This is a genomic window from Actinoallomurus sp. CA-150999 (assembly GCF_050942425.1).
Taxonomy (GTDB): domain Bacteria; phylum Actinomycetota; class Actinomycetes; order Streptosporangiales; family Streptosporangiaceae; genus Actinoallomurus.
In genome coordinates this window covers 2702745-2728050 of the sequence record NZ_CP192063.1, presented here as the reverse complement: position 1 = coordinate 2728050, position 25306 = coordinate 2702745, and the positions used below count along the sequence as shown (strand labels likewise).

The following is a 25306-nucleotide window of genomic DNA, read 5'->3' as shown; positions in this document are numbered from 1 at the left end:
ACGTGAAGGGCCGGGCCGGCCGGCAGCCGCACGCGAACGGCTGCCGGCCGGCTTTTGTTCACAGGACCGCTTTGGCGATCTGGTCGACGTAGTCCTCGGTGGCCCAGATGTTGCTGTCCGGTCCGACCGTGATGTCGAACGGCCCGGAGACGCTGGTCGGGACCGCGTACTCGCTGATCGTCCCCCCCGTGGTGACGCTGGCGAGGTTGTCGGCTGCCTGCTCGGTGAACCACAGGTTGTTGTCCGGGCCGGCGGTGATGCCCCACGGGTAGGCGTTCACGTTGCTCAGCGTGTACTCGGTGAACGATCCGCCGGTGGTGACGGAACTGACCTTTCCGTTGCCGTCGGCGTACCACAGGTTGCCGTCCGAACCGGTGGTTATCCCGATCGGCGTCGAACCGGTGCTGGGGACGGTGTATTCGGTGGCCGACCCGGAGGTGGTGATCCGGGCGACATTACCGACCTGGGGCTCGGTGAACCACAACGCGCCGTCCGGGCCCGGGGTGATGCCTATCGGGTAGGCGCCACTGGTCGGCACGGAGTACTCGGTGACCGTCCCGGAGGTCGTTATCTTCGCGATCTTGTTGCCCTGGAACTCGGTGAACCACAGGTTGTCGTCCGGCCCGGCGGTGATGCCCCACGGGTAGGCGTTGCTGGTCGGCACGGAGTACTCGGTGATCGTCCCGGAGGTCGTTATCTTCCCGATCTGGTTGGCGTTGGACTCGGTGAACCACAGGTTGCCGTCCGAGCCGACGGTGATCTCGGTCGGCCCGGAATCGGTGGTGGGCAGCGAGTACTCGGTGAACAGACCGCCGGTGGTGACGCGTCCGATCTTGTTCGCGTAGAACTCGGTGAACCACACGGCGCCGTCCGGGCCGCTGATGATGCCGATGGGCGTCGCCGGGCTGGTCGGGATGGACATCTCACTGATCGTTGGTGTCTTTTGCGCCCTCAGTGCGTTCGGAGCCTGCAGTGCTCTTCGACCCGCCGTCGGCGCGCCGGCGGCGACCCGATGGGTGGGAGGGAAGTGGCACCGGATGGTCCGGTGCTTGGGCATGCGCCTGAGCTTGAGGCACAGCTTCACCCACGGGGGCACGGGATGGCGGGGAGGCGGGGCGGCGGACGCCGCGGGCACGAGTGCGCTTATCGCCAGCACCAGCGCCATGGCCGCGAACAGGTATCTGAATGGTCGAATGCGGTTACGCATGACATCCCTTCCACCGAAGAGCAGAAATTACGCGGATAGGCCGCCGGGATGCGATCGAACGATGTGAAGGGTCGCGGCGTTGGACGGCCGCGAGTCGACTCGGCATCAGATGTACGCCCTGACGGCCCCGGTCCGAACAGCGCTGTGAGCGCCACCCGGCCCCGGCGATCCAGATATCTCCCAATGCCTCCATGGTCTACATTCACGCCTGGTCATGAGTCGGTCAATTCAGCAGGCCGGATCGACATAGAGCAGGACGGTTTCAGCGCAAGAATTACGCGTCGTGACGCACCAGGAATCGTGGTGGCGAAAATGAGCTTTTGGCCGGTAGCGCCGCCAGACGACCTCACCGGGTATGCGCCGGATCCCGGCGCGGGCCGTCAGGCGACCGAATGGGAGACCGTGGCGGTGTAGGTTCCCGCGACGGCCGACGCCGGAATGGTGACGACGAGCGTCGGCGCCCAGCTCGTGCTGCTGGTGCCCACCGACTTGGACGCCGAGAACGCGGTCACCGTCGTGGACAGCGGCACTCGCTGTGCCGCGGTGGTCTCGCCCGGGGTACGGGCGCCACCTCCCACCGAAGCGGTGGCCGGGCCGGACCAGTACGCGATGTTGCCGTTCGTGATGGTCTCGGCGGTCGTGCCGCCACCGGTCGTGAGGTTCGTGGACGTAACGGTCGCCGTCCAGCCGGCCACCCCGGGCCGGGCGTCGGACACGGTGACCGTGCCCATGGAGGCGCTGACCGTGCCGCCGGGTAGTCCGCTGCCCAGACTCGCCGTGCCGGGCACGGTGATCGTCAACGTGTTCGCGAGTGCGGAGACCATCGACCGGTGCGCCGAGCCGACGGGCGCGCACGAGCGGTCGGGTCGCGCCCCGGCCCGGATGCCCGGGATGAGACGGGCTCCGCCCGGGAGCAGGGCGAACCTTCCGGTCTTCCGGAGATCGGCGGGCACCGGGCGGTGCCGCCGGGCAGGCGCCGGCCGGGCGGCCGGGACTCGAAGGTGAGGCTGCCGGTGTGCGACGGACGTTCGATGACGACGGTCCGGTTCCGCCGCTCGTGCGGCCCGGGCGGGCCGATGGTGAAGCCTGGATGTCGCCGATGTGATGGCGAACCGCCGGCGCCGTCCGGCACGTGAGGCGGGCCGGCGCGCCGGCGTGCCGTCGATCCGGCTCTGGACCGCTCGCGCACCGGCGGCCGAAGGGCCGGGCCCGGCACGACCCGGTACGGACATGGGGGGATCGGACGATGACCGATCGGCCGAGCGGCCCGGCCCCGCCGGGCCTTCGGAGCCGGCCTGCGACTTGGCCTCTGGTACGTCTCTGGAAGACGCCGGGTCGGGCCGGTCGCCGACCGCGGGTTCCGGCGGTGTGACCGCCGGGTTCACGGACGACGTGCCCGTCCGGCCGGCGGACGTCGGCGAGTCGGTGGCGGACCGAACCGGCCTCACCGATCTGCTCATCCCCCCGGTCCGCGGCGATGTTGGCGTCGTCGGAGGACACCAGGCCGTCGCCGTCGGCGACCGCCAGGGCGGCGGCGTATGAGGGTGGTCCGGTCCCGGCACCGGGGGGGCGGCGGCCGAAGCGCCCGCGCCGAGAACCAGCGCGATCGAAGCGATCAGCGATGGACCGCGTCCGTGGCTCTTCCTCATCCCGGTCCTCGAAGAGTTCTCGTGAGCGCCGCATACGTGCATCCGCCGGCGGCGCACGAAGAAAATCCAATCGCAGCATAGGCACCCGGACCGAGCCGTGTTCTCCAATCGCTCCCGTGGACCGCAAATGCCGTTCAAAGAAAGAGTCGAATCTCGCACCAGCCCCAGTTATCGTCCGACTGCGCCGTCTCGCAGCCGACAACATATCGGACTAATCAGCTAAAAGGAGCGATCGCCCGGACCGTCCAGGCGCCGATCGACGGATTGCCGGACATTTACTCGGATGGTTTTCAAATTCCAGCCGCCAAGCAGGATAGGCTCGCGCAAGCGCCCACGCCAGGCGGCTTGTTTCGGTGGAGGAGATCGACAGTTGCCCAGAGACCGCCTCGGCATTCCGTCGGCGAGTGCCGCCGTGGTGGTCGCCGTGCTCGTCGCTCTGCCCGCGCACGCCGGCACCTGCAACTCGTCGACCGCGTGCCCCACCACGACGACCGTCGCGGTGACGGCGCCCGGTGGGCTGACCATCAGCGTGCCCGCCAGCCCGGTCAGCCTCGGGAGCAGCGCACCGGGCACCCAGATCAGCAGGCAACTCGGCTCCACCACGGTCACGGATCAGCGTGCCCAGCTCACCGCCACGTGGACGGCGAGCGTGTCGGGCACGAACTTCACCTCCGGCGCCAACACCGTCCCCAACACCGCCGTCCTGTACTGGTCCGGCTCCGCCACCGCCACCACCGGAAACGGCACCTTCGTTCCCGGACAGGCCAACGCGGCGGCCGCGCAGTCGCTGAACGTGTCCCGGACCGCGTTCAGCAAGACGACCGGAGCCGGTGACAACTCCGCCACCTGGAAGCCCACCATCGTGGTCAACATCCCGGGCGGGGCGGCCATGGGCACCTACTCCGGCACGGTGAGCCAGTCCGTTGTCTGAGCCGCAGTGGCCCGCCTCGGCAACGCTTCTCGGGCTCACCCTTCACCTGTTCGGCGCCACGCCGGCGACCGTGTACGCCGGCGGAACGCACGCGCGGCCGGCGGACGAGGGCGCCATCGGCATCAGCCTCGTCGGCACTCCGCCGGATCGGACGGACGATCCACGAGCGCGCGTCTTCATCGTCGACCACGTCGATCCCGGCACCACGTTCACCCGGCGCCTGCGGGTCGACAACACCTCGCGAACGCTCCAGCGTGTGACGCTCTACGCCGCCGCCGCCGGAATCAGCGGCCACCGCTTCACCTTCGCACCGGGCGCCACCGGCAACGAGCTGAGCTCGTGGATCACGCTCGACCGTTCCCGGCTCGACCTGAAGGCGCACTCCGGTGAACCGGTCACGGCCACCATCGCCGTGCCGCCGCGGGCGACGAAAGGCGAGCGGTACGCCGTCATCTGGGCCCAGGTGTCCGCCGTCGCACGGAGCCGTGAGGCGAACATCGCCATGGTCAACCGGGTCGGGATACGCACGTACCTCGACGTCGGCCCGGGCGGCGAACCACCGTCGGACTTCACGATCGGCGACGTACGGCCGCAGCGGACCCGAGACGGGCGACGGACGGTCGCGGCGACCGTCTCCAACACCGGCCGGCGTGCCGTCGACCTCGGCGGGTGGTTGTCCCTGTCCGCCGGCCCGGGTTCCCTGTCCGCCGGCTCCCTCCCGGTCCCCCGGGGCACGACACTTGCGCCCGGCGATCAGGGGCAGATCGCCGTGCCTCTGGGGGCGGGCCTGCCGGACGGGCCGTGGACGTTCCGCCTCACCCTGCGAAGCGGCCGGATCGAACACACGGCGACCGGCGCTCTCACCTTCGCGAAGAAGCCGGGCGTACGGCCGTCGTTCGTCACCTGGCTCCTGAGACCGGCCGTCGCGCTCGCCGGATTCCTGACCGCCGTGCTGATCCTTCTTCTCGTCCGCCTGCGCCGCTTCCGCGCCGGTACACGCGTCCCCGGCCACCGGCCGTCTCGGACCGGGTGATCATCTCTGCGCGCCACGCCGCCGCTACGCGGTGAGGAGCTCGCGCACCTGCTCGGCGGAGCGGAAGACCTCGGCGCGCATGCCGACCTCGCGGGCGGCCACGACGTTGACCTCGGTGTCGTCGATGAACAGGCAGTCGGCGGGGGTGACGCCGAGGCTTCCGGCCGCGATCTCGAAGGCACGGTGGTCGGGCTTGGCCACCCCGATGGCGCAGGAGTACGTCCGCGCGTCGAAGTGCGCGAGCCACGCCTCGTGCTTCTTCTCGAACATCGGGACCAGGTCGGCGATGATGTTCGACAGCATGCCGAGCCGGTACCCCTGGCCGGCGAGCTCGCCGACGAGGGCGATCATGGCCGGGTCGGCGTCCGTCCAGCTCGCCAGGTCGGCGTCGATCAGCGCGTCGATCGTGTCCGGGGCGAACCGCGTGCCCAGCCGGTCACCGACCGCCGCCCAGTACTCCGCGCTGGCCTGTCCCGCGTCGTACGGCTTGCGGAGCGCCCAGTAGGCGTCCCAGAGGACGTCGGGCCGGACGCCGGCGATCCGCTCGATGCGGCGCTTGGCCTCGGGTGTCTGGGGCAGCGCGATGACGCCGAACAGGTCGAATACGATCGCGGGCGGCATGCGGTCCTCTCCTCGGGCGATGGCCGGACGATGACGTGAGCCTAGCCTCCCTCCCTCAGACGGGCCGCACCGGATTCGGACACTTGAACAAGCGGTTGGGCGGGCACGTCATAATGAGGGGGTGACGACCACGAGCAAGGACAACGGGCGGCAGCGGGCCGACGCCCGCACGACGGGGGGCGCCCGCCGCCGCGCCAAGGGCTCGTCGACGCTCGCCTCCGAGCGCCGCGATCATCTCGTGAAGCTCGCGGCGGAGCTGTTCGCCCAAAAGGGATACCAGGCCACGACGGTCCGCAACATCGCCGATGAGGCCGGCATCCTGTCCGGCAGCCTCTACCACCACTTCGACTCCAAGGAGTCGATCGTGGATGAGATCCTCACGTCCTTCTTCGACGAGCTGGCCGCCGCCAACCAGGCGGCCCTGGCCAAGGGCGGCGACCCGCGTGAGGTCCTGTCCGACCTGGTGCGCATCTGCTTCGGCACGCTGGTCCCGCACCGCGCCGCGATCATGGTCCTGCAGAACGACTGGAACTACCTCAAGCAGTTCGAGCGGTTCGACTACCTCGCCAAGGCGGAGGCCGAGACCGAGCGCCTGTGGGTCGACCAGATCAAACGGGGGCAGGAGACCGGGCTGTTCCGCGAGGACATCGAGCCGAAGCTCACCTACCGGATGATCCGCGACACGATCTGGGTGACCGTCCGATGGTTCCAGCCGGAGGGCCGGCTGGACGCCGACGGCCTCGCCGACCACTACATCAAGGTCCTCTTCGACGGCATCTCGATGCACCGCTGAACCACTGCCGGGCGCCCCGGATCGGGGCGCCCTGCACCGAGCTGCTTGTACGCCTGTCCGGCCGGCTCAGCGGTCCAGGACGGACCCGTCGTGCGGGAGCCCGCCGACGACCGGCTCCTCGACGGTCACCCGAGCCACCTCGACGCAGTCACCGCCCTGGCCACTGCTCCGGCTGCTCTTACGCCATGGGGCGACCTCGACGCACTGACCGCCCTGGCCGCTGCTGCGGCTGCTCTTACGCCACGGGACCTCGTCGCTCATCGCACTCTCCGATCAGGTCGGCGATCATCCGGACGGAGTCGTCGGGCGAGAGCGCGCAGGCGCGCAGAAGGTCGAGAGCGACACGACCGTTCGCGACCTCCTCCGGGCGCCCGATGATCTGCCCGTCTCCGAAGCCCTCAGCGTAGACGAGCTTGATCTCGTCGGGGAGGGGGAACAACGTCATCGGACCGCTCGTCCCCGCATGCGCGCCGGCCGCGAACGGCAGCACCTGGAGCACGACCCGCGGGGACCGCGCGACGCTCACCAGCCGGGCGAACTGGTCCCGCATCACCTCGGCGCCGCCGAAGGGGCGGCGGAGCACGGCCTCGTCGAGGATGACCCACAGGAGCGGCGGCTCGCTGCGGGAGAGGATCTCCTGGCGGCTCAGGCGGGCGGCGACGTGCTTCTCGATCTCCTCGTCGGTGTCGTGGGGCCGCCCCGCGCGCAGTTGCGCGCGGGCGTAGTCCTCGGTCTGGAGGAGGCCCGCCACGGCCTGCGGCTCGTACTTAAGGATCTCGGTGGCATCGGACTCCACCTCGACGAACGGGCGGAACCACTCGAGATAGGAGTGCTCCATGATCCGCTTCCAGAGGCGGCCGAGCGCGCCGTTGGTACCCAGGACGCCGTCACACGCCTTGATGAACTCGATGCGAGGCGCGCGCCTGCCCGTCTCCACCATGGCGATCATCGACGGCGACATGTGGATCGCGCGGCCCAGCTGTTCCTGGGTGAGACGCGCCTGCTCACGATAGAAGCGCAGCTCGTCGCCCCAGTAGGCGAGCGCCGAGGTGCCGGAGACGGTGGACGTGGCCGGTTTACGGGATGTCGTCGATGCCATTGCCGGGCTCCTCACCTCGCGCTGACGCGATCCGACGTCGAACGAGCCGCCCTCACGGCCCCTTCGCTACGTACGCGAATGCACACTCAGAGTAAAACGATGAAGTCAGAGCGTGGTGCCATAACGACGATTTCCACATTCACGGCCGGTTCGTAACCGCAGTACGTCCGTACGGGCCGCCGCCACCGCCCTCGGCCCGAGTCCGGGACGCCCTGGACACCGTCCCGGACTCGGGCGGGGACGCGCTACTCGACGCGTGCGGGGGCGGTCCGGGCGGGCGCCGGGGGCTCGGCGTTCGGCAGCAGGCGGGCGAGCGGGGCCGGCAGCCACCAGTTGGCCTTGCCGAGGAGCTCCATGATGGCCGGGACCAGCACCATGCGGACCACGGTCGCGTCGATGAACACGGCCACGCCGAGCCCGAGGCCCATCTGCTTGACCGCGATGTCCGCGCCGAGGAGCACCGCCAGGAACACGCACACCATGATGGCCGCCGCGGCGGTGATCACCCGGGCCGTACGGGCGAGGCCGCGGGTGACGGCCTCGCGCGTCGCCGCGCCCCGGTCGTACTCCTCGCGGACCCGTGAGATGAGGAACACCTCGTAGTCCATCGACAGCCCGAACAGGATCGGGAACATGAACAGCGGCACCCACGAGGTCACCGGCATGCCCGTCGGGAAGCCCAGCTGGCGCCCCAGCCATCCCCACTGGACGACGGCCGTGAGCACCCCGTACGCCGCGCCGATGGACACCAGGTTCATCAGTGCCGCCTTGAGGGCGATGGCCACCGACCGGACCAGCACCAGGAGCAGGATCAGCGACAGGCCGACGACGACCGCGATCAGCCACGGGAGCCGTGAGATCACCGCGTCGGCGAAGTCGATGGTGGCGGCGCTGGGCCCGCCGATGTAGACGCGCGGACCGCCTGCGTCGTGCCGCGCCGCCGTGGCCGCGCGCAGCGTGTGGACGAGCTTCGGGGTCGCGGCGTCCTGCAGCCCGGTCCTCGGGTACGCGATGAACATGGCGGTGGCGCCGTCCTGGCTGGTCCGGACGGGGGTGACCGAGGCGACGCCCGGCGTGTTCCGGACGGTGTCGGCCACGGGCCGTACGTCCCCGGGCAGGCGGGTCACGACGATCAGCGGCGCGTCGTATCCGGCGCCGAACCCGTCGGCGAGGATGCGGTGCGAGGCGTAGGCGCTCGTGTCGTGGGGCTGGGTGCTGGAGTCGGTGAAGCTCAGCCGCATCGACAGCGCGGGCACGGCGATCACCAGCAGCGCGGCCGCCGAGACCACGACCGCGAGCACCGGCCGCCGCTGGATCACGCCGGCCCACCGCTCGGACAGCGGGCGCCGCCGCCGTCGGCGGGCGAGGAACGGCAGGCCGAACCGGTCGATGTTCCGGCCGGTGAAGCCGAGCAGCGCGGGCAGCAGCGTGACCGCGGTGATCATGGTCATGAGGACGGTGAGGGACGCGGCGACGGCGACGGCGTTCAGCAGCCGCTGCCCCATGACGAACAGTCCCAGGAGCGCGACGACCACGGTGGTGCCCGCGAACAGCACCGACCGCCCCGCCGTCGCGATCGCGATGACCGTCGCCTCCTCGGGGTCGGCGGCATGCGCGGACGTGCCGTCGTGGTCGTCCCCGTGCAGTGCCTCGCGGTAGCGGGTGACGATGAACAGCGCGTAGTCCACGCCGACGCCGAGGCCGATGAGGCCCGCGACGATCGGGCTGAACCCCGGGGCGGGCAGAAGGTGGCCGAGCAGCTCGATGCCGGCCAGCCCGGTGCCGATGCCGAAGATCGCGGTCACGATCGGCAGGCCCATCGCCAGCAGCGACCCGAACGCGATGAGCAGCACGATGACGGCGGCGAGCAGGCCGATGCCTTCGGTCGGCCCGCCCCCGGGCGTCTCGGCGGTCACCACCGCGCTGCCGCCGAGGGCGAGCGTCAGCCCGTCCCCGGAGCCCTTGCGCACGTCGGAGATCATCGCCGTGACGGCCTGCGTCGGCACGTCGTCGGACCCCTTGTCGAGCTGGACCGGGGCGAACGCCGTCCGGCGGTCCGGCGACACCTGACCCGGCGCCTGGTACGGCGAGCTCACCGATGTGACGTGCGGGGCGTGGGCGAGTTCGCCGAGCACCTTCTCCACCTGGGGCCGTACGGCGTCGATCCCGCCGTCGGCGCGGATGGCGAGGGTGAGCGTGTCGCCTTCCTGAGTCGGGAAGTGCTTCTTGATCAGATCCTGGGCCTGGGAGGACTCGGCCTTGCCTCCGGAGAAGTCGTTGTCGGCCGCCGCAGCGAACGTGAAACCGACGGTGAGGACGGCCGCGGCGCCGACGATCCAGGCGAGCAGGACCAGGCGCCTCCGGCGGTAACAGAAACGGGCCAGCCGCGCGAGCGGTCCGTCGTACATGGGGATCACCTCGTGAACGTTTTAATGGCGTCCCGAGAGTGACGGCGAACCGTACGGTGGCGCGTCCGTCCGGCGATGACACTGCGGAGGCGGCCGTACTCCCCGGGGCGTACGGCGCGATCGGCAACAGGTGCCAGGAGGTCAGGTGCCCAAGGCCGGGAGGCGGGCGGACACCGTGAACCCTCCGGCCGGCCCCCGCCGCGCGGCGAACGCACCGCCCGCGGCCTCGGCGCGCTCGCGCATGCCGTTGAGCCCGTTGCCGGGGCACACGCCCTCCGACGGGCCCGCGCCGTCGTCGGTGACCTCGACGAGGAGCTCACGGTCGCCGTACGTCAGCGTGACGCGCGCCGCGGCCGACGGTCCGGCATGGCGCAGCACGTTGGTCAGCGACTCCTGGACGATGCGGTACGCGGCGTGGTCCGTCTCGGCGGCCAGTGTCCCGCTGCCGCTGGAGTGGACGTCGACCGTGAGGCCGGCCGCGCGCATGGCCTCGAACAGGGCGGGCAGCCGGGCGAGACCGTGCTCGGCGAGGGGTGCCGCGCCGGCGCCGTCGCGGAGCATGCCCAGGGTCGCGCGGATCTCGGCCAGGGCCGCCTTGCCCGTCGTCCGGATCGCCGACAGCGCGGCGCGGGACCCGTCGTCCCCGTCGCCGAGCAGGTGCAGGGCGCTGCCGGCCTGCACGGTGATCGTGCCCAAGCTGTGCGCGATCGTGTCGTGCAGCTCCCGGGCGATCCGCAGGCGTTCCTCCGCGACGCGCCGGGCGGCCTCCCGCTCACGGCTCTCCTCGGCCTGCCGCAGCCGCTCCCGCGTCTCGGCGGCCAGCTCCCGGCGGCTGCGCACGTACTCGCCGAAGAGGATGATCCCGGCCAGCAGGGTGACCTGCGGCAGGGTGTCACTGAGCGTCTGCATCACCGACTCGTCCTTGAGCCCCAGGGTCACGATGTACCCGGCGATCAGGTAGAACACCGTGATGCCGGTCGCCCAGCGCCACTTCCCGGCCAGGGCGGCGAAGTACAGCTGGACCGACAGCGCGTACGCCGGGGAGAACCCCGGATAGTTGGTCGAGTAGTAGATGAAGAGCAGGGCGGATGAGGCGAGGAGGACGCCGAGCGGCCACCGCCGGTGCAGCGGGATCGGCAGCGCGATCAGCGCGGCCACGATGTACGCCCCGAGGTCCACCGGCCTCGACCGGGGCTCGTTCGCGACCGACACGGTGATGCACAGGCCGATCACCTCGCCGATCGTCAGGATCACGTCGATCAGCACGGCACGGGACAGGCGCATGCGCGAACCGTACGCCGCCTGCCCGCCACCGGGAATGGTGCTGGCCCGACCCTCGACGCGCCATGCGACACCCGCGTGCGCCGATCCGCACGAACCCCGAGATCACCTTTTCACATGACGCACCATGCCTGGATGACCATAAAGTGCACACTCACCCGGGCGGCCGAAAGCGACGTTAGACTGGGTCGCCCAGGATCGAGCTTCATCAGTCGGAGGTCGTCATGCATGTCGCCAAGCTGGAGATATCCGGCGTACGCGGCTTTTACGGCGATCGGTCGGTTGATCTCGATTTCTCGCGTCCCGATGGATCACTCGCCGGCTGGACGGTGCTCGCAGGCAGAAACGGGTCCGGGAAATCGACGCTGCTCCAGGCGTTGGCCCTGTTGCTCGCCGGACCGCGATCAACGGCGTTCATCCCGAGCCTCGCCGATTGGATGAGCAACGGCGCTACGACCGCCAGGATGGCGGCCACGCTCCACATATCCGATATGGACGCATTCCAGCCATCTCTGTTCGACGATTCTGCGGCAGATCCCCGCGTGTGGATGGAGTTTGGAAGACTTCCCGCGGACGCCAACGACGGACAGAATGCACAAGAGCCCGAATTCTCCGGTATCGGGATTGATTCACTTGCCCGGCGTCGCGGGATCAGCGCTGTCGTCGGCGGGACGCGCGGTTGGTTCTTCGCCGGTTACGGACCGTTTCGCCACCTAGGTACCGCGGGAGCATGGAGGCGCCGGGGAGCCGGCACGTCCAAGGTCGCACGCCAGGTCTCATCACTGTTCGATGAAAGCGTCTCTCTGGCGGATGCCGTTGACTGGTTGATCGAGCAGCACCTGTATCAACTCGAGGGCCGACCCGGAGCGGCAGAATTCCTCCGAACGGTGCTGAGCCTACTCGGTCACGGCCTGCTGCCTGACGGATTTCAGGTCTGCCGAGTCGACTCGGACGGATTGTGGGTATCGCATCAGGGAAGCGAATTCCCACTGCGCGAGATGAGTGACGGATACCGTGCGGTCACGGCACTGGTGGTCGACATAGTGCGACAGATGAACATCGCGTACCGTGATCTGACGCTCAACTACCGGGACGACACGCCTACTCTGCCCTACCCTGGGGTGGTGCTGATCGACGAGGTCGACGCACATCTGCACGTCAGCTGGCAGAAGGCGATCGGTACATGGCTGAAGGATCATTTCCCGCAGGTCCAGTTCATCGTAACGACTCATAGCCCCTACATCTGCCAGAGCGCAGATCCGGGCGGCCTCGTCCTTCTGCCCGGCCCAAATGAGCAAAAAGCCCCCCACACAGTAGAGCACGAGCTCTATCAACGTGTTGTCTATGGGAGTGGCGACGATGCCGTTCTAAGCGATTTGTTCGGCATCGGATCACCGTACTCAACAGTGGCGGAGAAGCTGCGCAGGAGACTCGGCGACCTTGAGGTCAAGGTATTGGATGGATCCGCGTCCGAGGCCGAGGCCGGCGAGTACAGAAGATTGAGCCGTGTATTGACCAGTTCACTCAGTACTCGGCTGGACGAGATCGGTGCTCGATTGGGGCGTGATAGGTGATACCGATCGCGCGCCACCCCTTGGACGATCAATTGGGGTCGCGGCTGACTGCCCGCACGGCTGAACTACGAGCAAACGGGCATGGCCCTGAGGCAGCTCGCCGCGCCTGGAGATCCGCATCCATTGAGCGACATGGAGTCCGTGAGCGGCTCAGCCGCATGGCTGCGGGGATCATGCGTTGCATGTACTGCGGTGACAACCTGGGAACGGACATTGATCATTTCGAGCCGATCAGTCGTGCGCCGCTGAGGACATTTGACTGGCCTAATCATCTACTCGCATGCAGCTTCTGCAACAGCAACCAGAAACGCGGCATATTCCCGTGCAATTCCAAGGGCGAGCGCCTGCTGATCGACCCTACGGCAGAAGACCCGCGTGATCATTTGAGGTTGGTCTTACGGACCGGCGAGTACCGACACCTTACGGCGAAGGGAGAGGCGACGATCCAGATCTTCGGACTGAACCGAGCCGATCTGGTACGCGCCCGGGCCGGAGCGTTTCACACGCGCAGAGCCGTCCTGTGCCATGCTCAGACGCTTCTCTCTGAGGACCGTAAAGATGACGCCGCCTGGTGTTTGGAGGCTCTCGCAGAGGAGCCCCATGCGAGCGTTCTCCACGCAATGCTCCGGTCGGTCGACATGCCCGGCGCGGTAGTGGTGCTGGGAGCGGACGTCGTGGCGGCGCTCAGGATCCGAAGATCCTTGATCTCCTGAGCCTCGCTTAGGGGACGACCGTGCGACCGCGTCAGCGCACCAGGATGGCGGCGCTGCCGTAGGAGCCGCCGAAGCCGGTGCAGAGGGCGACCTCCGCGCCGGCGACCTGGTTCACCCCGTCGCCGCGCAGCTGGCACACCGCCTCGGCGACGTTGTTGAGGCCGTGGACGTAGCCCTCCGACAGCAGTCCGCCGTGCGGGTTGACGGTGCCGAGGCCGTGGTGCAGTGTCTCGGCCAGGTCGGGCCGGGCGCACAGCCCGAAGTCCTCCAGCTGCCGGGGGACGAGCCAGGAGTACGCGTCGTAGAGCAGGGCCACGTCGATGTCGGCCGGCGTCATGCCCGCGGCCGCGTAGAGCGGGCCGGCGACGTACGAGGAGAAGATCCGCGTCACGTCGTCGGTCTTGTCCATCGCCGAGGCGCCCGGTCCCCCGCCGCGGACGACGGCGTGGACGCGCGGTGCTCCCGGCGCGCGGTCGGCGGCGGTGATGACGAGGGCGCAGGCGCCATCGGTCTCCTGACAGCAGTCGGCGCGGCGCAGCGGCGAGGCCACCGGCGGGCTCGCCCAGTAGTCCTCCTGCTCGCGGCGCAGCGCCCGCGGGTTGGCGGCGGCGTGCGCGCGGGAGCTGCGCACGACCGCGCACAGGTCCTTCTCGGTCAGGCCGGTCTCGTACAGGTACCGCTGGGCGGCGAGCGCGAACTGCGGCACCGGCCCTGCGAGGCCGTACGGGTGGGTGAACTGCTCCTCGACGCCCTCCCCCAGTTTCAAGGAGAGGGTGTTCATCCGCCGCCCGGACCGGCCGTTGAGGGCGCGGTAGACGAGCACGGTGCGGGCCAGGCCCGCGTCGATGAGCATGGCGGCGTCCCCGAGGATCGAGGCGGACTGGGTGCCGCCGCCGTAAATCTCGTTGTGCCAGCCGAGGTCGATGCCCAGCTCGCGGGCGACGTGGATCACCGGGGCGGAGTCGCCGAGGTGGTAGCTGAGGATCGCGTCCGGCCGCTGTCCGGCCTCCTCGATCGCCTGGCGGGAGGCCTGGACCGCGAGCTGCAGCTCGGTCCGGCCCGACCGCCGGGACAGGTCCGTCATGCCGACTCCGGCGATCGCCGCCTTCCCGGAGAACCCCTGCATCGCACCTCCCATGGGCACGCGTCAGTGTTTCACAGGCAAGCGCTTGTTCGGCAGCGGACACACGCGCTATTACCCGCATTGACGATCTTGTCAGGGCATACTGGCTCCCGTGGCAGGCGACGAGGCGACCCCTCCCCCTTTCGACGTGACCATCCCGAGCTCGGCGCGGATGTACGACTACGCGCTGGGCGGCAAGGACAATTACGCCGTCGACCGGGAGACCGCGGAGCGCATCTTCGCCGCGTTCCCCGACCTGCGCGAGCTGGTGAAGGCCAACCGCGGCTTCCTGACCCGGGCCGTACGGTTCATCGCCGAACAGGGCGTGCGGCAGTTCGTCGATCTGGGTGCCGGGATCCCGACCTCGCCGAACGTCCACGAGATCGCCCGTGAGGTCCACCCGGACGCGTGCGTCCTGTACGTGGACCACGACCCGATCGTCGCCGCCCACAGCAGGGCGCTCCGCGCCGACGGGGACGGCGTCGCCGTCATCGAGGCCGACATCCGCGACCCCGACACCGTCCTGTCCCGGATCGAGGACAAGGGCGTCATCGACTTCGCCGAACCGGTCGGCATCCTCTTCATCGACGTGCTGCACTTCGTCACCGACGAGGAGGACCCGGCGGGGATCGTCGCGCGGTTCCGGGACCACGTCACGCCGGGAAGCCACCTGGCGCTCTCCGCCGCGTGCAGCGACGGAGTCGACCCCGAGAGCGCCGAGAAGGTCACCGCGGCCTACAAGAACGCCACGACGCCGCTGGTCCCGCGCACGCGCGCCGAGATCGAACGCTTCTTCCGGGGTCTCGATTTCGTCTCCCCGGGACTGGCGAACATGGCCGCCTGGCGCGCCGACGGGCCGGAGACCCCCGGCGGCCTGGCGGGCGTCGCCCGCAAGCCCGCCTCGTGAGCCGCCGCGTCTCCTGAGGGTGCCGCTCTCGCCCGTCGAATATTCTTCGGCGAAGAGGGCGATGAGCCGACATGCCGCGTACGGTGTTCGGCTCGTGGCGGACGAACGGAGATCTCCGATGGACGCGGTGGATCAGGCGATCCTGCGCCGGCTGCAACGGGACGGCCGGCAGACGAACCGGGAGCTGGCCGAGGCGGTGGGGATCGCGCCGTCGACCGCGCTGGAGCGGACGCGGGCGCTCCGCACGCGGGGGGTGATCACCGGCTTCCACGCGGCGGTGGACGCGGCGACGCTCGGCCGCAGCGTGCAGGCGCTGATCTCGATCCGGATCCGGCCGCAGTCCCGCGAGGCGATCGAGAACACCCGCGACAGCATGGCCGCGCTGCCCGAGACGCTCAGCGTGTTCGTGGTGACCGGCAACGAGGACATCCTGGTCCACGTCGCGGTCCCGAGCACCGCCTACCTGCGCGACTTCGTGCTCGACCGGCTGGCCCGGCGCAAGGAGTTCGTCGACGTGCGGACGACGGTCGTCTTCGACTACGTCCAGCCGGTGGAGCAGTCCGAACTTCCGGCGTCCGAAGACCGGTATCGCCGAAGCCCCTACGCCTGAACGGCCGCGAGCCGACATCCGACCGAACGAACAGTGGCCTGGCTCCGGTGGACCGAACGATCGTCGGCTTAACGGCTTCTCAGCCGCATGTTCTCCTAGCGTCGAGAGCATGGATCAACGAAATGACCTCTCCGGTGTGGCGCTGGTGCTCGCCGCCGGAGTCCTCTGGGGGACGGTGGGTCCCGCGCAGGTGTTCGCCGACTCGTCCGCCGGGCCCGTGGCGCTGGGCGGCTCCCGGATCCTGACGGGCGGCATGGTGCTGGCGGTGGCGGTCCTGCTGACGCGGCCGGGCGCGTTCCGTACGCTCACCCGGCCGTCGTGGCCTCCGCTGCTGGCGGCCTCGTGCGCCACGGGGATCTTTCAGGCGGCCTTCATGACGTCGGTCGCCCGGACCGGCGCCGCGGTGGCCACCGCGGTCGCGTTCGGGATCGCCCCGGTCAGCACCGGCGTCGTCGAGCGGATCGCGCTCGGCACCCGGCTGACGCGAGGGTGGGCGGTCGGCACCGCCACGGCCATCGCCGGCTGCACCCTGGTGATGACGCCGGACGGACCGGTCCACGTCGACCCGTACGGCGTGCTGTTCGGCGTCGTGGGCGGCTGCTGCTTCGGCGTGTACACCGTGTCGGCCAAACGGCTCACCGGCGACGGCGTGAACATGACGGCGGCGGTGGCGGTGACCCTCCTCATCGGCGGCACCTTCCTGGCGCCCTGGACGCTGTCGCGGCTGCCGGCCCTCGGCACGGCGCGCTCGCTTCTGCTCGTCGGCTGGCTGGGGCCGGTGACCGCCGCGCTGGCGTACTCGTTCTTCGTGGCCGGGCTGCGCCGGGTCGCCGCGGCGACCGCGGGCACGCTCTCCCTCGCCGAGCCGCTCGTCGCAACGGCGCTGGCCATGCTGTTCCTGGGAGAACGGACGTCGGTGCCGGTGGCGGCCGGCTCCGTGCTGCTGCTCGGCGGGCTGGCCGTCGTCTCGCTCCCCGGTCGCCCCTCCCGGCGCGTGGGAGGGGCCACGGACGGTCAGCCGGTCACAGTTCGTACTGGACGGCGGCGCGTTCGGCGAGAATCGGTTTGATGTACTCGTCAATGACCGCGCGGTGCACCGGGTGGTCGCGGTAGACGAGGTAGGCGTCCCGGTCGGCGAAGTCGGCGACCACGGCGAAGTCGAAGTTGCCGGGGTTCATCCCCGCGTCATCGCCCACGTGGTAGGCCGCGATCTCGGGGATGACGCCCGGCAGGGCGTTCAGCCGGTCCACCATCGCCCGCTTCCGTTCGTCCGTCGCGTTCTCGTTCCAGCGGAATATCACCACGTGCCGGAATCCGGCCATGTCGCCTCCTCGATCGATGCCTCGCAGGAGACGATACGAGAAGGGCTCACCGCGTGGCCCTTCACCCCGCGAGATACGTCGCCGTGCGTTCGACCAGGTCGAAGGCGCACCGGAGGTCGGTGTGCACCAGCCGGCCGGCCCGCTTGACGACCTCACCGGCGACCAGGACCGTGTCGACGTTGCTCAGGTCCGCCGCGGTCACCACCGCGGTGATCGGGTCCCGGAGCGGTACCAGGTTGGGGGTGTCCGTCCGGAGGAGCAGGAGGTCCGCCTGCTTGCCGGGGCGCAGCGACCCGATGCGATCGTCGAGGCCGAGGGCGGCGGCGCCGTCGATCGTGGCCATCCGGAGCACGTCCGCCGCCGAGATCGCCGGGTCCCCGGCGCGCCCGAACGCGAACGCCGCGCGCATGAGGCCGAACATGTCCCCGCCGACGCTGGTGACGGCGTCGGCGCCGAGGCTGGTCCGGACGCCGAAGGCGCGCAGGCGGTCGACCTCCGGGCGCCCGAGCCGCATCTGCGCCTCGAGGATCGGGGACACCGAGGCGGTGCCGCCGCTGTCGGCCATCAGCTTGAACTCGTCGTCGGTGACGCCGTTGACGTGGATGTACGTGGTGTCGGGGCCGAGCAGGCCGTGGTCGCGCAGCTGCGTGATCGGCCCCGGGCCGTTGACGTGGACGCTGATCCGCAGGCCCAGGTCGCGGGCGAGACGCCAGTCTGCCTCGGCGTCCTCGATGCTCTCGATACCCGGGCCCCAGGCGGCGAGCGTCATGGCGACCCGGCCGCCGACGGCGTCACGGACGCGGCGCACCTCGTCGGGCCGGTGCCGGCCCGGCGCGGGGTGGGCGTAGCCGAAGACGGCGCGGATGCCGGAGTCGCGCAGCGCGTCGAGGGCCGCGTCGGTGTGCTCGGGCGAGCGCTGGATGTGGGACCAGTCCAGCAGCGTGGTGATCCCCGAGTTGAGGCATTCGAGGGCTCCCGCGAGGTCGCCGGCGTAGACGTCCTCGGGCCGGAACCGGGGCGCGGCCCCGTACACGATCGCCTGGAGGTACTCCTCGAGAGAGGCGTACGGGGCGGTGGACCGGAGCACGCTCTGCCAGGTGTGCCGGTGGGTGTCGACGAAGCCGGGGAGCACGAGGTGGTGCCGTGCGTCGATGACCTCGGCGCCCTCGGCGGGCAGGTGCGGACCGACCGCGGCGATCACGCCGTCCTCGACGAGCAGGTCGGTCGCGGGGGTGGCGTGCGGCGTGGGGTCGGTGTCGACGACGACCCCGCCCTGGATCAGGATGCGCGACATGAATTTCCCTTTCAAGAAAGCTTTTTCGAAAGCTATCAGGATGGGGTACTACGCTCAAGCCCATGGAACGCCAGGATCGCGTGGACGCGATGGTCGCCGCCTGGCGGGCGGAGCGGCCCGAGGTCGCCACCTTGACCCTCGAGCTGACCAAGCGGATCGGGCGCCTGCACGCCTACTGCGCGGAGGCCTCCCAGCGGGCCCTGGAGGGCTTCGGCGTCACCTACGCGGAGTTCGACGTGCTCGCGACGCTCCGGCGCTCGGGCCGGCCGTACCGCCTGAAGCCCAGCCGGCTGGCGGAGTCGTCCATGCTGACGACCGGCGGCACCAGCAACATCCTGCAGCGTCTGAGCGCCGCGGGGCTGGTGTGCCGCGAGCCGGACCCGGACGATCGGCGCAGTTCATGGGTGTGCCTCACCCCCGAGGGCCTCGAGTTGACGGACCGGATCGTCGCCGCCACCGGCGGGGCGCACGAAGCGCTGTTCGAGGGCGTCCCCAAGGAGACCGGGCAGGCCTTGGCGGACCTCATGCGCGAGGTGCTCCTCACCTTCGGCGACGACGCACCGAACACCCCCTGACCAGCGCGATCAAGCACGAGGGCGACCGGAGTACCCGGCCGCCCTCTCCGCGGAGCCACTCAGGCCCAGGACACGCCGCCCATCGCAGCCTCCTTCCCCCGGACTGATCGCGGTCGCCGCTCCCGGGTTAGAGGCTAGGGAAACGATCACTGCACGCAAATACGTAGTTTGACATATTTTGTAGGTATCACTACATGTATGCGGCAATTCACGGCTGGTATCCGGCAACGCCGACCCTGAGAGCCGACTTCGCGGAGGACTCCATCCCAGGCGATATGCCTGCTACGCTACCAAGCGAGCGCTTGGTACGACGGTGTGCGGTCAAGCGGGAGAAGGAGCCCTATTCATCATGAAGTTCTCCACCTTCCACCTCTTTCACCGGTTCGAGGGACAGACCGCCCGGGAGGTGTACGACTACCAGCTCGAGATCGCCGAGCTCTGCGAAGAACTCGGCTTCGACGGGATCTGGGTGGCCGAGCACCACTTCCGCGACTACGGCCTCGTCCCGAACATCTTCACGCTGCTGTCGTACCTCGCCGCGCGGACCGAACGGCTCCGCCTCGGCACGGGGATCGTCGTGCTCCCGCTGCACAACCCGGTCCACATCGCCGAAGAGGCGGCAATGGTCGACCTGCTGTCCGGCGGCCGGCTCGAGATGGGCATCGGCCGCGGCTACCAGAGCGTCGAGTTCGAGAGCTTCGGCGTCGACCTGGGCGAGGCCCGGGAACGCTTCAACGAGGCCCTCGACATGATCACCGCCCTGTGGACCCAGGAGAACGTGCACTTCCAGGGCAAGTTCTACGGCACGGGCAACGAGGTCACCCTCATGCCGCGACCGGTGCAACAGCCGCACCCGCCCCTGCACGTGGCGGCGGTCAGCCCCGAGACCGTCGAGCTGTACGCCGCGCGCGGGCTGCCGATCCTCGCCGACCCCGCGGCACCGTTCAAGAAGATCGCCAAGGCGGCGGAGACCTGGCACGAGACGGCCCGGGCCAACGGCGTCGACACCGACGGGATCGAGCTCGTGGCCAGCCGGTCGGTGTACGTCGCGCCGACCGTCGAACAGGCCCGCGCCGACCAGGCGCGCTTCGAGAGTTCCTTCGACCGGTCGCGCATCTTCAACCGGCAGAGCGCGCCGATCGACTCCCGGACCGGCCAGGTCGCCAAGGGCTTCGAGTACTGGCAGGACCGCTACCTCAAGGGCGGCGAGGTCGGCGCCGACTTTCGCTGGGAGCAGCTGGAGGTCATCGGCGACCCCGACCGCGTCATCAACCAGATCAAGATGATCCAGGAGTTCGGGTTCAGCAACCTGCTGTGCGACTTCGGCAGCACCCGGCCCGTACCGATCGAGGACATGAAGAAGGTCCTGCGCTTCTTCGCCGCCGAAGTGATGCCCGCCTTCCGGTGACCCGCGCGCAGACGGAGAGACCCGACGACGTGGAAGGCAGGACGCGATGTCCGTACACGGGGTGACCCTCGGCGACGTTCTCGGCGAACACCGGCGCGGCCGGCCCGTCGGCCTGGCGGTCGTGGACGCGGACGTGCGCCTGACCTACCCGCAGTTGGACGAGCGGGTGAACCGGCTCGCCGCCGCGCTGGCCGCCGACGGGGTCACCCCGGGCGAGCGGGTGCTGTGGCTCGGGCGCAACTCCTTCCGGATCCTCGAGCTGCTGCTGGCCTGCGCCCGGCTCGGCGCGATCTGCTGCCCGGCCAACTGGCGGCAGAGCGCGGACGAGCTGACGTTCGTCCTCGACGACCTGCGGCCCGCCGTCGTCGTCTTCGAGGAGTCCGAGGCGGCCGGGCAGGCGCGCGCCCGGACCGGCACGGAGGCCCGCTGGATCGTCGCCGGCGAGGAGTACGAGTCCTACCTCGCGGCCGGGACCCCCGCGGAGCCGGCCGTGGAGGTCACGCCCGACCGCCCCGTGCTCGCCCTCTACACGGCGGCGTTCGACGGGCGGCCGGCGGCGGCGCTGCTGAGCCACTCGGCGCTGATCGCGCACTCGATGGCGATCCTGCACGTCCGGCAGATGGAGGACGGCTTCACCTACCTCGACTGCGGCCCGCTCTTCCACGTCGGCACCATGATGTTCTGCCTGGCCACCTTCCAGCTCGGCGGCACGAACGTCTTCACGCCCGCGTACGACCCGAAGGAGGTCTGCCGGCTGATCGAGGCCGAGCGGTGCACGCAGGCGTTCCTGTTCGGGCCGATGATCGACCAGCTCGTCGAGGCGAACTCCGGCGGCACGTACGACCTGTCGTCGCTGCGCTTCGTCTCCCACTCCCCCGAGTGGGACGCCATGATCACCGTCGACGACAGTCCCTGGTGCGCGTCGAAGATGGGCGGCTACGGGCAGACCGAGGTGGGCGGCATGCTCACCTTCCTGGGGCTGGCCCCCGGCGGGCAGGGGTACGCCGGCCGGCCCTCCCCGCTCGCCCACGTACGGATCCTCGACCCGGCCGGGATCGAGGTGCCGCCCGGCGAGACCGGCGAGATCTGTGCCCGCGGCGCCGGCGTGTTCAGCGGCTACTGGAACCGGCCGGAGCTGAACGCGGCCAAGACGGCGGGCGGCTGGCACCACACCGGCGACCTCGGCCGCCGGGAGCCGGACGGCACTCTCACGTTCATCGGGCCGCGGCTACGGATGATCAAGTCGGCCAACGAGAACATCTACCCCGCCGAGGTCGAACGCGCCCTCAAGGCGCACGAGGCCGTCGCCGACGCGGCCGTGATCGGCGTGCCGGACCCCGAATGGGGCCAGAACGTCAAGGCGATCGTCGTCCTGAAGGACGACGCGGCACTGACGCCCGAGGATGTGGTCGAGCACGTGCGCTCCCGGATCGCCTCGTACAAGAAGCCGCGCCACGTCGAGTTCGCCGAGTCCATCCCGAAGAAGGGCTACACCCCGGACTACGACGCCCTCGACGCGACGTACGGCGGAGGCGGCTACCCCGGCATGTGACGCGGTCGCCTACCTGCCACGGCCTGCGCGAAACGACCGCCGGCCGCACCACGCTGCGGCAGGCCGGGCGCCGCCACGAAACGGCAGCCGGATTGGCGACCCAGACACTTGGTGCACAATCCGGCTTATCCGGACATATTAATCGACCGATGCTCCAAATCGACTGCAGGCCTCGTCGCCGGTTATCCGCATACGAATCCGCTGCGGAGACCAACCCCATCGAGGGCGGCGAACAATTCGGGCGCGAGTTATGAGTCGACCGAAAGTCCCGGTATGGTTACCGAGCGCAGGCCCGAGTGGCCGACTTTGTTATTTGACCAACGCGACGCCGAGGAGCAACGGTGAGCGTCAACACCGTCCGCGAAGACCAAGCGATACGCCAGGCGACCGATCGCCTTACTGGACTCTTCGCCGACATCCGTTCCGCCGAGCAGATCGAGACCGATGTAGCGACGGCGCGGCACCGTTTCAACGGCTCTCCCATCAGGGACTTCGTCCCTATTCTGGTCGAGCGCATCGTCCGTGAGAACCTTGAGACGGAGGCGAGGACGGCAGCGGACGCCGGTCCGGAAGCGGCCACGGGAACTGATCCGGAAGTGCCCATGGGCCAACAACCGGAGTCGGCGAACACGGGCGTGAAGGCTCATCCGGGGGCGACCGCGGAAACGCGATCCGAAAATGGCGCGGACACCCAGAGTTCAGAAAAGCCTCACCTCTCGGTAACCTCCCGATCGACAGGCGTTCACAGAGCATCGGCAAATCGCAAGAGAATCATTTCCGTGCTCGTCGCCGCGGTTGTCGTGGGTGCGGTGGCGGTGGTCGCGGTCAGCGTGAGCGGCGGATCCTCACACCCGCTCACGCCAAAGCCGCTGACGACCGTGCGCGGTGCGATCGGCTCGGAGAAAGCGGCGTTCTTCGAAGACCCGCAGGTGCGCAAGGCACTCGCCGACAACGGGATCCGGGTCGAAGTGGACGCGGCGGGCTCTCGCCAGATCGCCACCTCGCTCGACCTCCAAAAATATGACTTCGCCTTCCCCTCGAGTGCGCCGGCGGGCGACCGGATCCAGCGGCTGCGTCACGTCGGCACGAAGTACACGCCGTTCTCCTCGCCGATGGCGATCGCGACCTTCCAGCCGATCGCTCAGCTGCTGGCCAAGGCGGGAGTCGCGAAACATCACGGCGCCACCTGGAGCTTCGACGTCGGCCGCTACCTGCAACTGGCGGGCAAGGGCGTGCGGTGGGACCAGCTGGCGAAGAACACCACCTTTCCCGTTCACAAGAAGGTCCTGGTCTCCACGACGGACCCTCGAAGCTCGAACTCCGCCGCGATGTACCTGGCCGTCACCTCGTACGTGGCGAACGGAAACACCATCGTGCAGGGCGCGGCCGCTGAAAAGAGAGTGCTGCCCGCCGTCTCCCGCCTGTTCGTCGGCCAGGGCTACACCGACAACACGACCACGGGGCCGTTCAGTACCTACCTCTCGGCGGGCATGGGCGAGACGCCGCTGGTGTGGATATACGAGGCGCAGTTCGTGGACGCCGTCGTACACGGGCAGATCAAGCCGGGGATGGTGCTGATGTACCCGTCTCCGACGGTGCTGTCCACGCATACGCTGGTGCCACTCGACGCCAAGGGCGACAAGGTCGGGCGCCTGCTGTCCACCGACCCGGAGCTACAACGGCTCGCCGCCGAACACGGGTTCCGTACCGCCGATCCCGCGCGGTTCGCCAAGGTCGCCGTCGATCACCGGGCGCCCGTCGCGCTCAATCTCATCGATGTCGTGGACACTCCCACCTACGATTCCCTCGAGCGTCTGCTCGACGGGGTCGGCAAGTCGTACGGATAGAGAGAGTTCGCCACTCGCCGAGCGCCGACATAATGGGCGCGTGGACACCACCAACCGCCGCAGGAGAAGCGAGATCCTCGGCGGCGAGGAGGACGGCCGGTTCACCTTCCCCGCCGTCGGAGCCGAGCGGACGATGCTCGCCGACGTCCTCACGGCGCAGCGGGCGACGCTCGAGCTGAAATGCGCGGGCCTGAACGTCGAACTGGCCCGGCGAACGGTGGAGCCGTCAACGCTGTCGCTGCTCGGCCTGGTGCGGCACCTCGCCGACGTCGAACGCCGCTGGTTCAGGGCGGTCCTCGCCGGCCAGGACGCGCCGGCCCGCTTCTCCTCCGCCGAGGACCCCGACGGCGATTTCGACGGCGCCACGCCGGACCCCGAAGTGATCGCCGACGCCTGGCAGGCCTGGCGGGAGGAGGTCGCCTTCGCCGACACCTACGTCGCCGAAGCACCGCACCTCGACGTCGAGGGCCACGACGCCTGGCGCGGGCCGGTCTCGCTGCGCTGGGTGCTCATCCACATGATCGAGGAGTACGCCCGGCACAACGGCCACGCCGACCTGCTCCGCGAACGCATCGACGGGGCCAGGGGCGTGTGAGCGAGGGTGAACGCACTCGACGAACGGCAGCCGCGCGGCTGAAGGCGAGCACAGGCGCGGCCGGCAGACGTGGTGCGGCACCTCCGCTCGATCTTGGACTACCCAAGCAAGTGCTCGCTCGTTTATCGTTGCGGCATGCCGATCACCCTGGCGGACCTCGCGGGCCCGCGGCACACCGTCGTCCTGGTGATGGAGATGCAGCGCGGTGTGGTGGGCGACCTCACCGGCTTTCCCGAGCTCGCCGAGGCGTGCGCGAAGCGCGACGCCATCCGCAACACCGCCCGGGTCGCGACCGCCGCCCGGGCCGCCGGAGTCCCGGTCGTGCAGTGCACCGCGGCGTTCCGGGCCGACCGGGCCGGCAGCCACACCGACAACGCCCCGTTCATCCGCAGGCTCCTGCGGAACCCCGCGCACATGCTCGAGGGGACGCCGGCGATCGAGGTCGTGCCCGAGGTGTCCGATCCGGCGGACCTGGAGTCGCGCCGGTACCACGGCTTCTCGCCGTTCACCGGGACCTCGCTCGACCAGACGCTGCGCTCCCTCGGCATCCGCACCGTCGTCGCCACCGGGGTGTCCCTCAACCTCGGCGTACCGGGCCTGTGCCTGGAGGCCGTGAACCTCGGCTACCGGGTCGTGGCCGTCACCGACGCGATGGCGGGCGTCCCCGCCGACTACGCCGACGCGGTCCTGACCCACACGGTCGGCCTGCTCGCCGCCCGCGTCACCGCGGACGAACTCGTACGAGCCTGGATCTAGGAGGTCGG

General features: G+C 69.7%; 25 protein-coding genes. 15 read left to right on the top strand and 10 right to left on the bottom strand.

The window, feature by feature from the left end; genetic code table 11:
• Positions 1 to 58: 58 nt before the first annotated feature.
• Both ACQP2O_RS12980 and ACQP2O_RS12975 read right to left on the bottom strand, forming a co-directional pair.
• Positions 59 to 922 (bottom strand): Vgb family protein, encoded by an 864-nt coding sequence (locus tag ACQP2O_RS12980; RefSeq protein WP_433183433.1) that lies wholly within the window; start codon positions 920 to 922, stop codon positions 59 to 61.
• A gap of 665 nt (positions 923 to 1587) precedes the next feature.
• Positions 1588 to 2160, bottom strand: a complete 573-nt coding sequence (locus ACQP2O_RS12975) for a hypothetical protein (RefSeq protein WP_433183430.1) — start codon at positions 2158 to 2160, stop codon at positions 1588 to 1590.
• Positions 2161 to 2575: 415 nt separating this feature from the next.
• On the opposite strand from ACQP2O_RS12975, the gene ACQP2O_RS12970 reads away from it, so the two are divergent.
• From ACQP2O_RS12970 to ACQP2O_RS12960, 3 genes are all read left to right on the top strand, one after another.
• Positions 2576 to 2749 (top strand): hypothetical protein, encoded by a 174-nt coding sequence (locus ACQP2O_RS12970; RefSeq protein WP_433183427.1) that lies wholly within the window; start codon positions 2576 to 2578, stop codon positions 2747 to 2749.
• Positions 2750 to 3226: 477 nt separating this feature from the next.
• The gene (locus ACQP2O_RS12965; RefSeq protein WP_433183424.1) at positions 3227 to 3787 is read left to right on the top strand and encodes a hypothetical protein; all 561 of its coding nucleotides are present in this window, start codon (positions 3227 to 3229) and stop codon (positions 3785 to 3787) included.
• Positions 3780 to 4820, top strand: coding sequence for a peptidase (locus ACQP2O_RS12960; RefSeq protein ID WP_433183421.1), 1041 nt, complete (start codon positions 3780 to 3782; stop codon positions 4818 to 4820). Before ACQP2O_RS12965 ends, ACQP2O_RS12960 begins: the two co-directional genes overlap by 8 nt.
• A gap of 24 nt (positions 4821 to 4844) precedes the next feature.
• Here ACQP2O_RS12960 and ACQP2O_RS12955 read toward each other — a convergent pair whose 3' ends face one another.
• A complete protein-coding gene (locus ACQP2O_RS12955; RefSeq protein ID WP_433183418.1) occupies positions 4845 to 5441 on the bottom strand; it encodes an HAD family hydrolase in 597 nt (198 codons plus the stop codon).
• Between the two features lie 121 nt (positions 5442 to 5562).
• Between ACQP2O_RS12955 and ACQP2O_RS12950 the strand changes: the two genes are divergently transcribed.
• Positions 5563 to 6234 (top strand): TetR/AcrR family transcriptional regulator, encoded by a 672-nt coding sequence (locus ACQP2O_RS12950; protein ID WP_433183416.1) that lies wholly within the window; start codon positions 5563 to 5565, stop codon positions 6232 to 6234.
• Positions 6235 to 6300: 66 nt separating this feature from the next.
• On the opposite strand, the gene ACQP2O_RS12945 is transcribed toward ACQP2O_RS12950, so the two are convergent.
• The 4 genes from ACQP2O_RS12945 to ACQP2O_RS12930 all read right to left on the bottom strand — a co-directional run bounded on the left by ACQP2O_RS12945 (position 6301) and on the right by ACQP2O_RS12930 (position 11025).
• Entirely contained in the window at positions 6301 to 6495 is a 195-nt protein-coding gene (locus ACQP2O_RS12945; RefSeq protein WP_433183413.1) for a DUF397 domain-containing protein, read from the bottom strand.
• Complete coding sequence (locus ACQP2O_RS12940) at positions 6470 to 7333, bottom strand: helix-turn-helix domain-containing protein (protein WP_433183411.1); 864 nt, start codon at positions 7331 to 7333, stop codon at positions 6470 to 6472. Before ACQP2O_RS12940 ends, ACQP2O_RS12945 begins: the two co-directional genes overlap by 26 nt.
• A gap of 245 nt (positions 7334 to 7578) precedes the next feature.
• Positions 7579 to 9741, bottom strand: coding sequence for an MMPL family transporter (locus ACQP2O_RS12935; protein WP_433183409.1), 2163 nt, complete (start codon positions 9739 to 9741; stop codon positions 7579 to 7581).
• Positions 9742 to 9882: 141 nt separating this feature from the next.
• Entirely contained in the window at positions 9883 to 11025 is a 1143-nt protein-coding gene (locus ACQP2O_RS12930; protein WP_433183406.1) for a sensor histidine kinase, read from the bottom strand.
• A gap of 221 nt (positions 11026 to 11246) precedes the next feature.
• Here ACQP2O_RS12930 and ACQP2O_RS12925 point away from each other — a divergent pair, with 221 nt between their 5' ends.
• Both ACQP2O_RS12925 and ACQP2O_RS12920 read left to right on the top strand, forming a co-directional pair.
• Positions 11247 to 12596 (top strand): AAA family ATPase, encoded by a 1350-nt coding sequence (locus ACQP2O_RS12925; RefSeq protein ID WP_433183403.1) that lies wholly within the window; start codon positions 11247 to 11249, stop codon positions 12594 to 12596.
• A 182-nt stretch (positions 12597 to 12778) separates the two neighbouring features.
• Entirely contained in the window at positions 12779 to 13309 is a 531-nt protein-coding gene (locus ACQP2O_RS12920) for an HNH endonuclease (protein WP_433183400.1), read from the top strand.
• A 31-nt stretch (positions 13310 to 13340) separates the two neighbouring features.
• Here ACQP2O_RS12920 and ACQP2O_RS12915 read toward each other — a convergent pair whose 3' ends face one another.
• The gene (locus ACQP2O_RS12915) at positions 13341 to 14435 is read right to left on the bottom strand and encodes a thiolase C-terminal domain-containing protein (RefSeq protein ID WP_433183397.1); all 1095 of its coding nucleotides are present in this window, start codon (positions 14433 to 14435) and stop codon (positions 13341 to 13343) included.
• Between the two features lie 109 nt (positions 14436 to 14544).
• Here ACQP2O_RS12915 and ACQP2O_RS12910 point away from each other — a divergent pair, with 109 nt between their 5' ends.
• The 3 genes from ACQP2O_RS12910 to ACQP2O_RS12900 all read left to right on the top strand — a co-directional run bounded on the left by ACQP2O_RS12910 (position 14545) and on the right by ACQP2O_RS12900 (position 17018).
• Entirely contained in the window at positions 14545 to 15339 is a 795-nt protein-coding gene (locus tag ACQP2O_RS12910; RefSeq protein WP_433183394.1) for an SAM-dependent methyltransferase, read from the top strand.
• Positions 15340 to 15457: 118 nt separating this feature from the next.
• Positions 15458 to 15949 (top strand): Lrp/AsnC family transcriptional regulator, encoded by a 492-nt coding sequence (locus ACQP2O_RS12905; RefSeq protein ID WP_433183392.1) that lies wholly within the window; start codon positions 15458 to 15460, stop codon positions 15947 to 15949.
• Between the two features lie 109 nt (positions 15950 to 16058).
• On the top strand, positions 16059 to 17018 hold the full coding sequence (locus ACQP2O_RS12900; RefSeq protein ID WP_433183389.1) for a DMT family transporter: 960 nt from the start codon (positions 16059 to 16061) through the stop codon (positions 17016 to 17018).
• On the opposite strand, the gene ACQP2O_RS12895 is transcribed toward ACQP2O_RS12900, so the two are convergent.
• Positions 16972 to 17271: a Dabb family protein gene (locus ACQP2O_RS12895; protein WP_433183386.1), complete on the bottom strand. Its 300-nt coding sequence runs from the start codon at positions 17269 to 17271 to the stop codon at positions 16972 to 16974. The genes ACQP2O_RS12900 and ACQP2O_RS12895 overlap by 47 nt on opposite strands.
• Before the next feature lie 61 nt (positions 17272 to 17332).
• Positions 17333 to 18565: an amidohydrolase family protein gene (locus ACQP2O_RS12890; RefSeq protein ID WP_433183384.1), complete on the bottom strand. Its 1233-nt coding sequence runs from the start codon at positions 18563 to 18565 to the stop codon at positions 17333 to 17335.
• 62 nt (positions 18566 to 18627) lie between these two features.
• On the opposite strand from ACQP2O_RS12890, the gene ACQP2O_RS12885 reads away from it, so the two are divergent.
• The 6 genes from ACQP2O_RS12885 (at position 18628) to ACQP2O_RS12860 (ending at position 25298) form a co-directional block, all read left to right on the top strand.
• Entirely contained in the window at positions 18628 to 19140 is a 513-nt protein-coding gene (locus ACQP2O_RS12885; RefSeq protein WP_433183381.1) for a MarR family winged helix-turn-helix transcriptional regulator, read from the top strand.
• A gap of 349 nt (positions 19141 to 19489) precedes the next feature.
• Positions 19490 to 20548 (top strand): LLM class flavin-dependent oxidoreductase, encoded by a 1059-nt coding sequence (locus tag ACQP2O_RS12880; RefSeq protein WP_433183378.1) that lies wholly within the window; start codon positions 19490 to 19492, stop codon positions 20546 to 20548.
• 46 nt (positions 20549 to 20594) lie between these two features.
• The gene (locus ACQP2O_RS12875; protein ID WP_433183376.1) at positions 20595 to 22100 is read left to right on the top strand and encodes an AMP-binding protein; all 1506 of its coding nucleotides are present in this window, start codon (positions 20595 to 20597) and stop codon (positions 22098 to 22100) included.
• 341 nt (positions 22101 to 22441) lie between these two features.
• Positions 22442 to 23947 carry a three-helix bundle dimerization domain-containing protein gene (locus tag ACQP2O_RS12870; RefSeq protein WP_433183373.1) on the top strand — a complete coding sequence of 502 codons (1506 nt, stop codon included), beginning with the start codon at positions 22442 to 22444 and terminating at the stop codon, positions 23945 to 23947.
• 40 nt (positions 23948 to 23987) lie between these two features.
• Positions 23988 to 24542: a DinB family protein gene (locus tag ACQP2O_RS12865; protein ID WP_433183370.1), complete on the top strand. Its 555-nt coding sequence runs from the start codon at positions 23988 to 23990 to the stop codon at positions 24540 to 24542.
• A gap of 135 nt (positions 24543 to 24677) precedes the next feature.
• Positions 24678 to 25298: an isochorismatase family protein gene (locus ACQP2O_RS12860; RefSeq protein WP_433183367.1), complete on the top strand. Its 621-nt coding sequence runs from the start codon at positions 24678 to 24680 to the stop codon at positions 25296 to 25298.
• Positions 25299 to 25306: the final 8 nt, after the last annotated feature.

Excerpts from the sequence above, each read along its gene's own strand:
- ACQP2O_RS12945 (WP_433183413.1), bottom strand. The coding sequence starts at position 6,495 with ATGAGCGACGAGGTCCCGTGGCGTAAGAGCAGCCGCAGCAGCGGCCAG.
- ACQP2O_RS12915 (WP_433183397.1), bottom strand. The coding sequence starts at position 14,435 with ATGCAGGGGTTCTCCGGGAAGGCGGCGATCGCCGGAGTCGGCATGACG.
- ACQP2O_RS12895 (WP_433183386.1), bottom strand. The coding sequence starts at position 17,271 with ATGGCCGGATTCCGGCACGTGGTGATATTCCGCTGGAACGAGAACGCG.
- ACQP2O_RS12900 (WP_433183389.1), top strand. The coding sequence starts at position 16,059 with ATGGATCAACGAAATGACCTCTCCGGTGTGGCGCTGGTGCTCGCCGCC.
- ACQP2O_RS12940 (WP_433183411.1), bottom strand. The coding sequence starts at position 7,333 with ATGGCATCGACGACATCCCGTAAACCGGCCACGTCCACCGTCTCCGGC.
- ACQP2O_RS12885 (WP_433183381.1), top strand. The coding sequence starts at position 18,628 with ATGGAACGCCAGGATCGCGTGGACGCGATGGTCGCCGCCTGGCGGGCG.
- ACQP2O_RS12980 (WP_433183433.1), bottom strand. The coding sequence starts at position 922 with ATGTCCATCCCGACCAGCCCGGCGACGCCCATCGGCATCATCAGCGGC.
- ACQP2O_RS12860 (WP_433183367.1), top strand. The coding sequence starts at position 24,678 with ATGCCGATCACCCTGGCGGACCTCGCGGGCCCGCGGCACACCGTCGTC.
- ACQP2O_RS12955 (WP_433183418.1), bottom strand. The coding sequence starts at position 5,441 with ATGCCGCCCGCGATCGTATTCGACCTGTTCGGCGTCATCGCGCTGCCC.
- ACQP2O_RS12925 (WP_433183403.1), top strand. The coding sequence starts at position 11,247 with ATGCATGTCGCCAAGCTGGAGATATCCGGCGTACGCGGCTTTTACGGC.
- ACQP2O_RS12880 (WP_433183378.1), top strand. The coding sequence starts at position 19,490 with ATGAAGTTCTCCACCTTCCACCTCTTTCACCGGTTCGAGGGACAGACC.
- ACQP2O_RS12890 (WP_433183384.1), bottom strand. The coding sequence starts at position 18,565 with ATGTCGCGCATCCTGATCCAGGGCGGGGTCGTCGTCGACACCGACCCC.
- ACQP2O_RS12935 (WP_433183409.1), bottom strand. The coding sequence starts at position 9,741 with ATGTACGACGGACCGCTCGCGCGGCTGGCCCGTTTCTGTTACCGCCGG.
- ACQP2O_RS12875 (WP_433183376.1), top strand. The coding sequence starts at position 20,595 with ATGTCCGTACACGGGGTGACCCTCGGCGACGTTCTCGGCGAACACCGG.
- ACQP2O_RS12920 (WP_433183400.1), top strand. The coding sequence starts at position 12,779 with ATGTACTGCGGTGACAACCTGGGAACGGACATTGATCATTTCGAGCCG.
- ACQP2O_RS12905 (WP_433183392.1), top strand. The coding sequence starts at position 15,458 with ATGGACGCGGTGGATCAGGCGATCCTGCGCCGGCTGCAACGGGACGGC.
- ACQP2O_RS12930 (WP_433183406.1), bottom strand. The coding sequence starts at position 11,025 with ATGCGCCTGTCCCGTGCCGTGCTGATCGACGTGATCCTGACGATCGGC.